The sequence below is a fragment of the Erwinia sp. AK-PDG3-5 genome, assembly GCF_056821705.1.
Genome location: NZ_CM165967.1, coordinates 825,159 through 838,455, shown reverse-complemented (window position 1 = coordinate 838,455; position 13,297 = coordinate 825,159). Strand labels below are relative to the sequence as shown.

Sequence of the window (13,297 nt, the reverse complement as noted above, 5' to 3'; positions counted from 1 at the left end):
GCAGCAAGATTAGCCTCAACAAGGCAGTAACATTAACGACGCAGAACGATTTGCGGTACCGCATCCTGACTGTGGTGATGGATATGCAGATCGGCCTGATACCAGCGGGTTAAGGTGGCTTCGGTCATCACCTCGGCGGGCGTGCCCTCGGCGACCAACCGCCCCTGATGCAACAACATCATCCGGTCAGACCACAATGCCGCCAGGTTCAGATCGTGCAGCACGCAGCACACCGTCAGTTGCCCTTTGCGGGTGAGCTGATGCAACAGGCGCAACGCGTGTTGCTGATGATACAAATCCAGCGCCGAGGTTGGCTCATCCAGGAACAGCCAGCCACGCGGCCCGTCATCGTGCCAGAGCTGGGCCAGCGCGCGCGCCAGCTGAACACGCTGCTGCTCGCCGCCGGACAGATGGCGATAGTCGCGGTCAGCAAGGATATCGCTGCCGGTTAAGGCCATCACCGCGTCCACCACCGCTTTGGTGCGCTGGCCCGGCCACGGCGAACGGCCCATCGCCACCACCTCCCTGACCGGCAACGGAAACTCGACGTGGCTTTGCTGACGCATCACCGCGCGGGTCTGCGACAGATGCTCGCGCGACCAGCTGCCGAGCGGTTTGCCTTCCAGCAGGCAGTCCCCCGCCGCCGGTGGCAGATAGCCGGTCAGTAAACGCAGCAGCGTCGATTTCCCGGCGCCGTTTGGCCCGATCAGCGACACCATTTCGCCGGCGCGCAAACTCAGCGAGACATCATCAATCAGCAGCCGCTGACCGACGCGCCAGCTGAGGTTTTGCCCTTGCAGTAACTTAGTCATAACGGCCCTCCCGGCGGCGCAGAATCAGCCACAAAAACCATGGCGCACCCAGCAGGCTGGTCAGCAACCCCACCGGCATTTCCGCCGGTGCGACCACCGTTCTCGCCAGCGTATCGGCAATCAGCATCAGGATCGCCCCGGCCAGGCCCGCGGCAGGTAACATCCAGCGGTGATCGCTGCCAATGCACATGCGCATCAGATGCGGCACCACCAGCCCGACAAAGCCAATCACCCCGCTCACCGCCACCGAAGCCGCCACCATCAGCGCGCTCAGCACCAGCAAAATGCGCTGAGTGTGTTTGACGTCCACGCCCAGATAATGCGCCTCTTCATCACCCAGCTGCAGCAGGTTCAGCCGCCGGGCCTGCCACTGGGTGGCGACCATGGCGGGCAGGATAATCACCGCGCTGGCGATAACCGTGGACCACTGCGCCTGCCCCAGCGAGCCCATTCCCCATAAGGAGAGCTGGCGCAGCTGCTGATCGTTGCTGATCCATGAGAGGACGCCCACGGCCGCGCCGCAGACGGCATTAATGGCAATGCCCACCAGCAGCAGACGTGAAAGGGTGCCGCTGCCGGAGCGACTGAGGGTAAAGATCACCACCGTGACCGCCAGGCTGCCGATAAAGGCCGCCAGCATTGGCCACCACAACGCTAACATCGCGGGCAGGCTCAGTGGGATCACCACCGAAATTGCCACCATCAGCGCGGCACCACTGCTGATGCCCAACAGGCCCGGATCGGCCAGCGGATTGCGGAACAGTCCCTGCATTACGCCGCCGGATAACGCCAGCGCCGAGCCGACCAGCACCGCCAGCAACACGCGCGGTAAACGGATATTCCACCAGATTTGCCAGACCATGCTGTCGCGGGTTGACTGCCAGACCATCGGCAATGACAGGCGCATCGCGCCAATGTTGGCGGCAAACACCACGATGGCCACCATCAGCACCACCATCAGCACTAAGCGTCGCTGAATATGCTGTCCGTTCATTGCGCGAGGGCTTCCGCCGCTTTACGCAGTTTGGCAATCGCGCCTGGCGTTTGCAGGCCAAAGCCCAGCAGCGCCATTTCATCGACCACCAGCACATTTTGCTGCTTACCGGCCGGGGTCAGCGCCAGACCTGGCAGCTGCCACAAATTCTCTTCGCCGCCCATGCCCTTCAGCCCGTCCGCACCAATCACAATCAGCTGCGGCGCACTGGCCACAATCCCTTCCTGGGTCAGCGGCTGATAATGCGGAATATTGCCCAGCGCATTTTGCAGCCCGGCGCCACGGATCGCGCCATCGGCCGAGGTGCCGCTGCCTGCGCCCATCGCTTTCATCCCGCTGTGGTTAAGGATATACAGCACCTTCACCGGCAGCGGTTTATCCGAAATGCCAGCCAGCTGTTTATCCAGCTTCTCCTCCAGCAGTTTGCCCTGTTCTTCGCGATGCAGCGCGGCGGAGATGGTGGCAATTTTGCTGTGGATGGCGCTCAGTTCAGGCTTGCCGGTGACGGTAACCACCTTAACCCCGGCCTGTTCAACCTGCTCCAGCGCCAGCGACGGTTTGGACAGCTCGCTGGCAATCACCAGCGTGGGTTTCATCGCCAGAATCCCTTCGGCATTCAGCTGGCGCATATAGCCCACATTGGGCAGCTTAGTCGCCACGGCTGGTTGCAGACTGGTGGTATCACGGGCGACCAGATTTTGCTGCGCATCCAGCGCATAGATGATCTCCGTGACGTCGCCACCTATCGACACCACCCGCTCTTCGGCCAGCAGTGAAAAAGGCAGCGCCAGTAGCGCAATCAGCCACAGTTTCATGCCGCTTCTCCTGATCCGATTAACTCGGCCAGCTGCTCACGCCAGCGGGTTTGTTCCGGCTGACCTTCGCTGCGCTGTCCGTACAGCTGGGCGATTTGCGTGCCGTCAGCAGCAAACAGTTCCAGGCTGGTGACAAAGCCGTCAGCGGTGGGTTTGCGGGTGATCCAGCTTTCGCTGATGGTGTTTTCCATCAGGTGCAGGGTGAAGGTCGGGTTGAAGATATTGATCCAGTTGTCCACCGGCACCAGCTTCTCAACTGCGCCGGTAAAGATCTGCACGCAGCCACGGTTGCCGATGAAAATCATGATTTCATTGCCGTCATGCTGCGCCCGTTTAAGCAGCGCGTTCAGCGTGCTGTTATCGACTTTCAGCGCCAAATCGCTGGCAACCGCGCGGAACGCCTGCTGACGGGAGATATTGTGGCGTTTCAGTAAACCGAAGAACTGATGCACATCGGTCATCGCCCGCCATTCCTGCTCGATCGTCGCCGCATCGGCATCGCTGGTCTGGACAGGCACCGCAGGCGTCAGATTCAGCGCCGGGGTTTCCTCCAGGGTGAAGGCGGCAATCAGCGCATCCCACGCCGCTTTGTCGGTGGCCGCCGTGGTGTAAATCTTCAGTACCGCATCGCCGTGTGCATCAAAAATCTGGATGCTGTGACGCTCGCCGCGCGCCGTTTTTTCTACCAGCGAAAACGCACTCTTCCACTGGGACGGGAACAGGCGCTGATCGAGCGCGCGCGGGTTGAGGATCAGTCCGGCATGGCCGCCCAGATGCAGGTTCTCATAGCGTCCTACCTGCTCGTGAACTGCGTAAGCGTTACGGGTGATCGACTGGGTTTCGCCCACCGCTTCCAGCGCCGGTAGCAGCGCGGTGAAGTCCGGACGCAGCGCCACCGCATCGTTCAGCGTTCTGGCCTGGGTCAGCTCCGCTTCACTGATGTTCATCAGATCCGCCAGCTCGCGGGCATACTTTTTCGGGTGTTCAGCTTTTAACGACTGATAACGCTGATAGAGGGTATTCAGTTCCATTTGCTCTCCTTGACGCCCTGCACGCGGTGCAGGGCAATGGGTAATAAAACAGGGTAATCAGAAGTCGACGTTTACACCCAGCTGGAAGGTACGGCCAGGCATCACCGCCAGCGCGTTGTCGTACGCATCCTGGTTAGTGGTGTTGGTCAGCTCGCGGCTGCTGAGATAATCCCAGTATTTGCGGTCGGTCAGGTTATAGATCCCGCCGCTGACCTTGACGTTTTTCGTCGCCTGCCAGTAAGCGGTCATATCCACCATACCGTAACCCGGTACGCGCATATATTCTTCACTGGAATCGGTCAAGGTGCTGCCTGCCGCGTTGGTGTAGCTTTCACGGTTGGTGGCGGTGGCCTGCTTCCCTTTCACAAAGGTGGCGGTCACAGCGGCACCATAGCGTTTGGCCGGATCGTCCCAGGCCACGCCTACAATGGCTTTCATTGGCGCGACGCTGTCCAGATCGACATAGCTGTCGCCGGAGTAGCTGGACTTCGATTTACCTTCGCTGTAACCCAGTGCGAAGGTGGCGCTCAGGCCGTTAACCTGTTCAAACCAGGTGCCAAAGTTCACTTTGGTGGTCACTTCACCGCCATAGATATAGGCCTTATCGCGGTTTTCTGCCTGGTAAACAGTGTAGATATTGGACGGCACGTTGGTAAAGCGGGCAGGGCTGCCGGCGCGGGTATAACGCGTATAGGCAATAAAGTTTTCGTAGGTGTTGTAGAACACGGCGGTTTTCAGCGTGATGCCATCCACCACCTGCCCTTTCATGCCCCATTCCAGGTTGTTACTGGTTTCGGTTTTCAGATCGCTGTTACCAATCAACGCGTACTGCGCGGTACCGGCATAGCTTGAACCGAGATTCCACGAGCCGTACAGCTGGCTGGCGTTAGGGAATTGCGCGCCGCGCTTGTATTGAACATAGGTCATCAGCGATGGCGTAATGTCGTAGTTGAAGCTCAACGATGGCAGAACCTGGGTATCCGAATTCTCTTTGCCATACAGAGTGTTCAGTTCGGACTCGTCCAGCACGGTGCTGCCGGTGGTCAGGCTGGAGAGGTTCTGTGGCTTGGTGGTCTGATGCGCCACACGCACGCCCGGCACGATAGAGAAGCCATGACCATCCAGATCGAACTGGATCGCATCCTGCACAAAGGCACCCAGCGCATAGCTGCGGCTGTCGGACTCCGGCTGCATGATCACCGACCAGGCGCTTGGGGTCGGATCCTCACGGAATGGACGCTTCGTCTCGGTAATGCGGCCGTTCAGACCGGCACTCAACTCATGGCGACCCAGCGCCTTGCTCAGCTGGGTTTCGAAGCCGTAAGTATCCACATCGTAGTTCGAGTAAACGCGCTCTTTGCTGCTGGTGCTGATTGGCATCCAGGTATTGTCGTGCGCCTGGGTCTGCTGGTAATAGACTTTATTGCTAAGGGAATCGATAAACGCATTGGCTGGCGTCCACTCATCCTTCAGGCTGACGCCCCAGCGGCGGGTATTACTCTGCTGTTGCGAGGTGCCGAGAATGCTGCTGCCCGCCGAGTTCCAGGTGTCGTAATGGGTGTGGTTGGTCTTGTCGTAATAATCGACGGTACCGGTCAGCTTGTGCTCGTCATTCGGCTGCCAGATCGCCGAGGTCATCAACGCGTTGGAGTGCCAGTTGGCCGGATAGGCATCGATGGTGCCGCTGTTATTACGGGTTTGCTGGCCATCACGGCGGCTGTAAACAAACACGCCCCGCAGCGTTTCGTCGCCGGCGGCGGCGGTAATGCCGTTATGCCAGCTGCGGTTGGCCGAGTCGTAATCAGACTGATAACCAAAGTAGGTGGCTTTGTACGGCGACAGGTAATCGTCGGCGGATTTCGGCTGGAAGGAGACCGCGCCGCCAATGGCGGTATTGGCCGTCGCCGTTGAGGTTGCACCGGATTCAATGTCTACCTGACCGTACATATAGGGATCGAGATAGTCACGGCCAATGCCGAAGGTGTTTAATCCGGCGCGGCTGACGTAGCTGCGGCCGGTGGCATCCGGCTGCGGAATGCCGTCCACATCCAGTCCCACCCGGTTGCTTTCCAGACCACGAATGTTGTAGCCGGTATAGCCGCTGCGGTCGAAGCCGCTTTTGCCTGCGGACGATCCGCCGCTGACGCCGGTGGCGCTGATTAACGGCTCATAGCGCATCACCGAGCCAAAGTCGTTGGTGCCCTTTTGCTGCATTTCTGCGGCGGTGATGGTGGTTTTGCTGCCCGCCTGTTTTTCCGGTTCGGGCGCGGTGACCGTCATAACAGCTTCCGACTGGCTTTTCTTGCCGGAGATCGCCAGCGGCGTGCCAGAGGTGCTGGCTTCAGGAAGTGGTGCGGTGGTGCGTGTTTCAGCAGCGATGCTAAAACCGGTGGTAACCAGCGTGCCGAACAGCACGGACTTCTGGATAAAGCCCTGAGAATTGAAAGATTTGCGCATTTAGTAAGCCTTTATTCTTTATTAGTATCGACTCATACATTGCGGCCGCAATCCAACAAGATTGCGAAAACTCCATACGCATCCGGCGCTATGTAGGTCATTCCATGACGACTGCCAAATGCGAATGATAATGAGATCGATTCTCTATATCAACAACCTCCACAATTAATTCACAATGTAAATAAAGCGTCAGCAACGCCCACTTGACAGTGAAGCAATCGACGCCGGAAGATGATCGCCTGTTTTTAGAGAAGGACATCGCAATGAAAACCGCTCCTGCCATCACCATTCACTACTGCTCGCAGTGCAACTGGCTGCTGCGTGCCGGCTGGATGGCGCAAGAATTACTGCATACGTTCAGCACCGATTTAGCCTCGGTAAGCCTGGTACCCGGCACCGGCGGCATTTATCAGATCTTGATTGATGAGCACATTATCTGGGACCGTAAAGCCGACGGCGGATTCCCGGAAGCCAAAGAGTTGAAGCAGCGCGTGCGGAACTTCTGCTTCCCGGAGCGGGAACTGGGACATATCGACACGAAATAACCCCTGCGCGGGCGGCGTCCTCCTTGTGTCATCCGGCGGCTTCACGCTAAACTTAGCGCCGCATCACTGCCCTTGCTGGCAGAAAGATGACACAAGGGCCGGAACAGGCCCGATAACAAGAAACACCCCTCACTTACCTGCCCTGCCTGAAGACCTGCGCTCCCGCCTGTGGCTGGAGTAACTTCTCATCGTTAATTAAGTGCACCCTTTTCTATGGATACGTTAGATTCAGCTACACCCGTGCGTGGCGTCGGCCCGCTGCTCTTTTCCCTTGCGCTGGGCGCCTTTGCCATCGGCCTGAGTGAGTTCGTGATTATGGGACTGCTGCCGCAGGTTTCCAGCGCGATGAACGTCAGCCTGGCGGAAGGCAGCAAATTTATCAGCTACTACGCGCTCGGCGTGGTGGTTGGCGCCCCGCTGTTTTCCCTCAGCACCGCGCGCTTGTGCCGTAAACATCAGCTGATGATTTTCATCTCGCTGTTTTTGGTCGGCAACCTCAGCAGCATGCTGGCCAGCAATGCGCATATGCTGGTTATTTCCCGCTTCCTGAGCGGGCTGCCGCATGGTGCTTTCCTTGGCGTAGCCGCGCTGGCTGCGGCGTCACTGGTGGAAGAGAATCGCCGTGGACAGGCGGTGGGCAGAGTGATGTTGGGCCTGACGCTGGCGTCATTGCTGGGTAACCCGGCGGCGACCATGCTCGGCGAACACCTCGACTGGCGCTGGGCATTTGCCTGCGTCTCGGTGCTGACCGTGATTGATGCGCTGCTGATCTACAAGCTGTTCCCGGTGCAGAAAGAGCGGGAGCAGAGCTCGCCGTTGAAAGAGATCCGTGGCCTGGCGAACCTGCGCCTGTGGTTAACGCTGGGGATTGCGGCGATTGGCTTTGGCGGCATGTTTGCGGTGATCAGCTATATCACGCCAATCCTGACCATGGCGGCGCATCTCTCCACCTTCTGGCTGCCGTTTGTGCTGTTTGCCTTTGGTCTGGGCATGGTGATTGGCAATCTGGCGGGTGGCCGTATGGCTGACGGCAAAATCATGCTGTCGATCTTCAGCATCCTGGCGTGGAGCGTGGTGGTGCTGACTATCTTCCCCCTGCTGATTGGCACCCTCACCGGCCTGATGCTTGGCGCGTTCCTGGTCGGCACTAACCTTGCCCTGTGCGCCCCGTTGCAGGTACGTCTGATGCAGGTGGCGGGCAAAGCGCAAACGCTGGCCGCCACGCTGAACCATTCGGCGTTTAACATCGCCAACGCGCTGGGTGCCTTCCTGGGAGCGTATGTGGTGCAGCAGGGTTATCCGATGACGCAGACCGCCACCTACGGGGCCATCCTGCCGGTGCTGGGCATGATGATCTTTATGGTGGCGCTGCTGAAAGAAGTGGCTGACCGTAAAAATACCGGCGTGGGATCGACCGATTTGATCTGATGTCGACAATGGCCAGGCGCCCTGCCTGGCCATTCACTGTTTTACGCTTTCTCCGCCACAACCGGTTTGGTTCGCAAGGCGGCATAAATCGTCAGCGTGGCAATCAGTAACGCCATGGCGCTGCCCATAAATACCCCTTTCGCCCCGGTAATATTGAAGATCACGCCGCCTGCCGCCGCACCGATGGTAATCGCTAGCTGAATAGACGCCACCAGCAGACCGCCGCCGCTTTCTGCCTCATCCGGCATGGTCCGGGTGATCCAGGTAGACCAGCCTACCGGCACGGCACCAAACGCCATGCCCCACAGCGCCACCAGCACCGCATCCACCAACGGAGCCGATCCCATCACCACCAGACCGACACCGAGCAGGCCCATCGCCAGCGGCATACCGATCAGCGTGCGGTGCAGGTTACGCTCCAGCAGGATGCCGGCAATCAGCGTTCCGGCGAAGTTCGCCACGCCAAAGCCCAGCAGGATCACCGACAGCCCGTTGACGCCGACTCCGGTGACGCTTTCGAGGAACGGACGTAAATAGGTGAAGAAGGCGAAGTGGCCGGAGAATACCAGAATGATCGCCAGCAACGCGGTCTGCATGCCGGGACGGCGGATCAACGCAAACATGGAACTGCTTTTTCCCACCTGCGTCGACGGCATTTTCGGCAGCGCGGCAACCTGCCAGGCCAGCGCCAGCAAACCAATCACCGAGGCGGTGACAAACACGTTTCGCCAGCCAATCAGATGACCAAAGTAGCTGCCCATCGGCGCGGCAACGATAGTAGCAACCGACACGCCGCTAAAGACGATCGACAGCGCGCGGGGTATCATCGCTTCCGGCACCAGCCGCATGGTCGTCGCCGCCGCCAGCGTCCAGAAGCCACCGATGGCAATCCCCAGCAGCACGCGGCCGGCGAGGATAAAGCCCAGGTTCGGTGAAAAGGCCACCAGCAGATTGGAGACGATCAGCATCACCGAGAACATCAGCATCACCCAGCGGCGATCCAGATTACGGGTGGCTGAGGCGCTGAAAAAGCTGGTCAGTAGTGCGAACACCGCGGTAATGGTCACCGCCTGCCCGGTTACGCCCTCCGTTACGCCAAGACTGGCGGCCATTGGCGTCAGCAGGCTGGCGGGCAGAAATTCTGCCGTCACCAGTCCAAACACGCCAAGCGCCATCGAAAATACCGCGCCCCACTGGGGCTTTTCCTCTGCCATGCCGGCCTGTTTGAGTGTGTTCATTGCATGCTTTCCGTAAGAAGAAGTGAGTGTACAGAGTAGTGGGCTGCCCCCGGATGGTCTATGATGTTAAATCCGTATTTATTGATTATCCGTCCGGAAGGATAGCCACCATGATCACAGAAACCCACGATCTTGCCAGCGAGCTGCTGCTGGGAATGCGCCTGATGGGCGTGCAGTACAAGCGGATTGAGCTGGCGGCGCCGTTCGGCGTGGGCTTTATTAATGCGCCAGGTCAGGCGCAGTTTCACTTTGTCAGCCGTGGGCCGGTGCTGCTGAAAACCCAGGGCGGCAATCTGTATACGCTGAATACCGGCGATGCGCTGCTGCTGCCGCAGGGCACCGATCATATGCTGCTCTCCTCGCCGGATGTGCCCTGCAAAGACGTACGGTCGTTTGAATCGACGCCGGTGTGCGGCAACGTTCGCTGCGTGAAGGCCTGCCCGTCCGAGGTGCCGGACGCCGCGTCGGTGCTGATTTTCAGCGGCAGCATGGAGTTCGATCTGGGCGGCATGCAGATGCTCATCAGCGCGATGCCGGAAGTGCTGCTGGCCGATACGCTGATCCACAAATACCCGGAAGTTCAGCCGATGCTCGATGCGATGGAGCGCGAGTCGCTGAGCCGCAGAGCGGGTTACGCGGGGATCCTGTCCCGGCTGGCGGATGTGGTGGCGTCGTTTATCGTGCGCGGCTGGGTGGAATCGGGATGCGGACAGGCCGGCGGCTGGCTTGAAGCGCTGCGCGATCCGCGTCTGGGTAAGGCGCTGGTGGCGCTGCATCGCGAGCCGGGCAAAAACTGGACGGTGGCGCTGCTGGCGTCCGAGATGGGCAGTTCGCGCTCGGTGTTTGCCGAACGGTTCCTCGCAGTGACCGGCATGACGCCGGTGCGCTATCTGACCGAATTACGTATGCAGCTGGCGGTGCAATGGATCGGCCGCGATGGCGAAGCGATTGAAACGGTGGCCTGGCGTCTGGGATACGGCTCGCTGGCCGCCTTCAGCCGTGCCTTTAAGCGCACCGTCGGCAAAACCCCCGGCGCGCTTCGCACCGGGGAAACGCAACGGCTGACGCAGGGCGCCGCCTGAGCACCTTTTTTTACCGTTACGCCAGATACTTATTAAACCAGCCGAGGGTTCTTTCCCAGGCCAGATCGGCGGCTTTCTTGTCGTAGCGCGGTGTAGAGTCATTGTGGAAGCCGTGATTCACCTCCGGGTAAATGTGTGCTTCATACAATGCACCCCTACCACCGCCGGCAGCTTGCCGCTGGCCTTCGCCGGACGCACCAGATAGCCACGCACGGTTTTATTGCCGTTGGGCGAAGGATAGTGAATGTATTCCGGCAGAATATCAGGATCGGTAAACGCCACCTGTTCGGCCAGCGCATAGTTGGGGCTGAGCGAGGTCAGCAGCGTCGCCGCCGTCAGGCCGCCCACCGCAAACTTACCCGCCAGCGACAGAAATTCGCGCTTATTTATTTTGCCGTGTACGTAGTAGTCATAAATTTCGAGGAGTTCGGGGGAGAAATCTTTCGCGGTCAAACGGGACATATCAATGCTCCTTACACGCCAGAGAAGGGGAAATGATGCTCAGTAACAGTCAGGCACATTGCCCACGTCGTCAAGCCTCAAGGCCCGTAGAGCACTTTTTAACGACGCAGCGGGCGCTAAACTGCGTATGATCGTCAGCTGTTCACGCCATTGAGCCCTGCCATGACTGAAACTGCTTCCCTGACGCCGATTTTTGACGGCCACAACGATTTGCTATTGCGCCTGTGGATGCCTGCTGAGCAGGATCCGGTGACGCAGTTTTTGCACGGCACCTTGCCCGGTCATCTGGATATGGCGCGTATCATTCAGGGCGGATTCGCCGGTGGCCTGTTTGCGGTATTTATCCCGCCGGTCGAGTTTGTGCAGCAAAGTAATCAGGCTTACAGCGAGGCCGTGCATGACCCGTTAGCCATCACCGACGCGCAGATTGCGCTGCTGCACAGGATTGAAGCGGAGTCCGCTGGTCGGGCAAAAATTTGCCGCACGGCGGGCGAGATCCAGCGCTGTATTGAACAGGGCGTGCTGGCGATGGTGCTGCATATTGAAGGTGCCGGGGCGCTGGATGACCAGCTCAGCCAGTTGGATCGCTGGATTGATGCCGGTCTGCGCAGCATCGGCCCGTTGTGGAATCTGGCGAACCGCTTTGGTGTCGGCGTTACCGGCAGTTTCCCCGGCTCACCCGATACCGGCGACGGGCTGACGCCGCTGGGCCTGGCGCTGGTACGCACCTGCAACCAGAAAAAGCTGCTGATTGACCTGTCACATATGAATGAGAAAGCCTTCTGGCAGACCGCGAAACACAGCAGCGCGCCGCTGGTCGCCACCCATTCCAACGTGCACGCCCTTTGCCCGCAGCCGCGCAATCTGACCGACAGCCAGCTGCAGGCGATTGCCGAAAGCGACGGCTTTGTCGGCGTGAATTTCGGCAATGCCTTCCTGCGCAGCGACGGCAAACGCAACAGCGACACGCCGCTCGGCGACATCCTGCGCCACCTTGAAGGGCTGATGGCGGTGTTGGGTGAGGATCGCGTGGGTCTGGGGTCGGATTTCGACGGCATCAGCGTACCGGAGACGCTGAAAGATGCGGCCGGACTGCCGCGTCTGGTCGATGCCATGCGCGCTGCGGGCTATTCGCAACAATTGATCGAAAAAATTAGCTGGCGCAACTGGTTAGCGGTTTTACAGAAAACATGGGGAGAATGAACCACCTGGAACGTTCGGGTGACTGTTCTCTCAATATCCCTGCTGCTTACAGGGTTGATATCGCAAAAGCTTAGGCGCAACATTTGCGCGCCAAATCTTTCGATATTTGACAACAAGCGTATTACCTGCCGAACTTAACGAGCAGAGTCCTGTATTTTTCATAAACACCGTGAGGATCCCACCATGTGGACTAAACCTAAATTTGTTGATTTGCGCTTAGGTCTGGAAGTGACGCTGTACATCTCCAACCGTTAATCCTTTATGCCCACAGCCTGCTGTGGGCATCTTCTCTTCTTTAGCTGGTCTACACATGCAGATTAACGTTCTCGGTTCTGCGGCGGGTGGTGGCTTCCCTCAGTGGAACTGCAACTGCAGGAACTGTCAGGGCGTGCGTAATGGCACCCTGAAAACCTCAGCCCGTACGCAATCCTCCATTGCCCTCAGTGACGATGGCATCAATTTTGTGCTGTGCAACGCCTCGCCAGACATTGCTCATCAGCTGGCGGCCACGCCTGCGCTGAGTAAAAAAGAGGTGCTGCGCGGCACCGCTATCGGTTCGATTATTCTGACCGACAGCCAGATCGACCATACTGCCGGGCTGTTGAGCCTGCGCGAAGGCTGCCCGCATCAGGTGTGGTGCACGCCTGAAGTGCATGACGACCTGACCACCGGCTTCCCGGTGTTCACCATGTTGACCCACTGGAACGGCGGGCTGATCCATCACGGCATTACGCCGGGTGAAGCCTTCTCGGTGGCGGTCTGTCCGGCGCTGAAATTTACGGCGATCCCGCTGTTGAGCAACGCACCGCCCTATTCGGCGTATCGCGGTAAGCCCCTGCCTGGCCACAATATCGCGCTGTTTATTGAAGACACCCGCACCGGTAAGACGCTGATGTACGCGCCCGGCCTGGGTGAACCGGACAGCGAGCTATTGGGCTGGCTGCACAAAGCCGACTGCCTGCTGATTGACGGCACGCTGTGGCAGGATAATGAGCTGGCTAACACCGGCGTCGGCCGCAATACCGGTAAGGATATGGGGCACCTGGCGCTGGCAGAGGAACAGGGGCTGATTGCGCTGCTGGCCTCACTGCCGGCAGAACGTAAAATTCTTATTCATATCAATAACACCAACCCGATCCTCGATGAAGCGTCCGCGGAACGTCAGATGCTGACGTCGCTGGGCATTGAAGTCAGCTGGGACGGCATGGTGATTGAGGTTTAGCGAGACGC

General features: G+C 59.1%; 12 protein-coding genes and 1 pseudogene. 6 read left to right on the top strand and 7 right to left on the bottom strand.

What is annotated here, in order from left to right; genetic code table 11:
• Nucleotides 1-32 precede the first annotated feature (32 nt).
• The 5 genes from AC1UKS_RS03835 to AC1UKS_RS03815 are packed head-to-tail and all read right to left on the bottom strand — an operon-like array spanning nucleotide 33 to nucleotide 6,109.
• Nucleotides 33-812: a heme ABC transporter ATP-binding protein gene (locus AC1UKS_RS03835; RefSeq protein WP_482435849.1), complete on the bottom strand. Its 780-nt coding sequence runs from the start codon at nucleotides 810-812 to the stop codon at nucleotides 33-35.
• Nucleotides 805-1,770, bottom strand: coding sequence for a FecCD family ABC transporter permease (locus AC1UKS_RS03830; protein ID WP_422570714.1), 966 nt, complete (start codon nucleotides 1,768-1,770; stop codon nucleotides 805-807). Before AC1UKS_RS03830 ends, AC1UKS_RS03835 begins: the two co-directional genes overlap by 8 nt.
• 32 nt (nucleotides 1,771-1,802) lie before the next feature.
• Nucleotides 1,803-2,621, bottom strand: a complete 819-nt coding sequence (locus AC1UKS_RS03825) for a heme/hemin ABC transporter substrate-binding protein (protein WP_482435847.1) — start codon at nucleotides 2,619-2,621, stop codon at nucleotides 1,803-1,805.
• Nucleotides 2,618-3,652 (bottom strand): hemin-degrading factor, encoded by a 1,035-nt coding sequence (locus AC1UKS_RS03820; RefSeq protein WP_482435845.1) that lies wholly within the window; start codon nucleotides 3,650-3,652, stop codon nucleotides 2,618-2,620. The genes AC1UKS_RS03825 and AC1UKS_RS03820 overlap by 4 nt, the downstream gene beginning before the upstream one ends.
• Before the next feature lie 57 nt (nucleotides 3,653-3,709).
• Nucleotides 3,710-6,109: a TonB-dependent receptor domain-containing protein gene (locus AC1UKS_RS03815; RefSeq protein WP_482435844.1), complete on the bottom strand. Its 2,400-nt coding sequence runs from the start codon at nucleotides 6,107-6,109 to the stop codon at nucleotides 3,710-3,712.
• A gap of 263 nt (nucleotides 6,110-6,372) precedes the next feature.
• On the opposite strand from AC1UKS_RS03815, the gene AC1UKS_RS03810 reads away from it, so the two are divergent.
• Together AC1UKS_RS03810 and AC1UKS_RS03805 are read left to right on the top strand one after the other, a co-directional pair.
• Nucleotides 6,373-6,654, top strand: a complete 282-nt coding sequence (locus tag AC1UKS_RS03810; RefSeq protein WP_482435843.1) for an Rdx family protein — start codon at nucleotides 6,373-6,375, stop codon at nucleotides 6,652-6,654.
• Between the two features lie 213 nt (nucleotides 6,655-6,867).
• Nucleotides 6,868-8,082, top strand: a complete 1,215-nt coding sequence (locus AC1UKS_RS03805) for an MFS transporter (RefSeq protein WP_265909555.1) — start codon at nucleotides 6,868-6,870, stop codon at nucleotides 8,080-8,082.
• Nucleotides 8,083-8,123: 41 nt separating this feature from the next.
• Here AC1UKS_RS03805 and AC1UKS_RS03800 read toward each other — a convergent pair whose 3' ends face one another.
• Nucleotides 8,124-9,320, bottom strand: coding sequence for an MFS transporter (locus tag AC1UKS_RS03800; RefSeq protein ID WP_482435841.1), 1,197 nt, complete (start codon nucleotides 9,318-9,320; stop codon nucleotides 8,124-8,126).
• 110 nt (nucleotides 9,321-9,430) lie between these two features.
• Between AC1UKS_RS03800 and AC1UKS_RS03795 the strand changes: the two genes are divergently transcribed.
• On the top strand, nucleotides 9,431-10,402 hold the full coding sequence (locus AC1UKS_RS03795) for an AraC family transcriptional regulator (RefSeq protein ID WP_482435839.1): 972 nt from the start codon (nucleotides 9,431-9,433) through the stop codon (nucleotides 10,400-10,402).
• Between the two features lie 16 nt (nucleotides 10,403-10,418).
• On the opposite strand, the pseudogene AC1UKS_RS03790 reads toward AC1UKS_RS03795, so the two are convergent.
• Nucleotides 10,419-10,864 (bottom strand): annotated as a pseudogene (locus AC1UKS_RS03790) (dienelactone hydrolase family protein).
• A gap of 162 nt (nucleotides 10,865-11,026) precedes the next feature.
• Between AC1UKS_RS03790 and AC1UKS_RS03785 the strand changes: the two are divergent.
• From AC1UKS_RS03785 to pqqB, 3 genes are all read left to right on the top strand, one after another.
• Nucleotides 11,027-12,067 carry a dipeptidase gene (locus AC1UKS_RS03785; protein ID WP_482435837.1) on the top strand — a complete coding sequence of 347 codons (1,041 nt, stop codon included), beginning with the start codon at nucleotides 11,027-11,029 and terminating at the stop codon, nucleotides 12,065-12,067.
• Between the two features lie 183 nt (nucleotides 12,068-12,250).
• Nucleotides 12,251-12,322: a pyrroloquinoline quinone precursor peptide PqqA gene (gene pqqA, locus AC1UKS_RS03780; protein WP_071822147.1), complete on the top strand. Its 72-nt coding sequence runs from the start codon at nucleotides 12,251-12,253 to the stop codon at nucleotides 12,320-12,322.
• 55 nt (nucleotides 12,323-12,377) lie between these two features.
• Nucleotides 12,378-13,289, top strand: a complete 912-nt coding sequence (pqqB, locus tag AC1UKS_RS03775) for a pyrroloquinoline quinone biosynthesis protein PqqB (protein WP_265909559.1) — start codon at nucleotides 12,378-12,380, stop codon at nucleotides 13,287-13,289.
• Nucleotides 13,290-13,297: the final 8 nt, after the last annotated feature.

Bases quoted from the DNA above. Each gene is read 5' to 3' on its own strand.
- AC1UKS_RS03795 (WP_482435839.1), top strand. From the start codon at position 9,431: ATGATCACAGAAACCCACGATCTTGCCAGCGAGCTGCTGCTGGGAATG.
- AC1UKS_RS03800 (WP_482435841.1), bottom strand. From the start codon at position 9,320: ATGAACACACTCAAACAGGCCGGCATGGCAGAGGAAAAGCCCCAGTGG.
- AC1UKS_RS03810 (WP_482435843.1), top strand. From the start codon at position 6,373: ATGAAAACCGCTCCTGCCATCACCATTCACTACTGCTCGCAGTGCAAC.
- AC1UKS_RS03820 (WP_482435845.1), bottom strand. From the start codon at position 3,652: ATGGAACTGAATACCCTCTATCAGCGTTATCAGTCGTTAAAAGCTGAA.
- AC1UKS_RS03785 (WP_482435837.1), top strand. From the start codon at position 11,027: ATGACTGAAACTGCTTCCCTGACGCCGATTTTTGACGGCCACAACGAT.
- AC1UKS_RS03815 (WP_482435844.1), bottom strand. From the start codon at position 6,109: ATGCGCAAATCTTTCAATTCTCAGGGCTTTATCCAGAAGTCCGTGCTG.
- AC1UKS_RS03830 (WP_422570714.1), bottom strand. From the start codon at position 1,770: ATGGTGGTGCTGATGGTGGCCATCGTGGTGTTTGCCGCCAACATTGGC.
- AC1UKS_RS03825 (WP_482435847.1), bottom strand. From the start codon at position 2,621: ATGAAACTGTGGCTGATTGCGCTACTGGCGCTGCCTTTTTCACTGCTG.
- AC1UKS_RS03835 (WP_482435849.1), bottom strand. From the start codon at position 812: ATGACTAAGTTACTGCAAGGGCAAAACCTCAGCTGGCGCGTCGGTCAG.
- pqqB (WP_265909559.1), top strand. From the start codon at position 12,378: ATGCAGATTAACGTTCTCGGTTCTGCGGCGGGTGGTGGCTTCCCTCAG.
- AC1UKS_RS03805 (WP_265909555.1), top strand. From the start codon at position 6,868: ATGGATACGTTAGATTCAGCTACACCCGTGCGTGGCGTCGGCCCGCTG.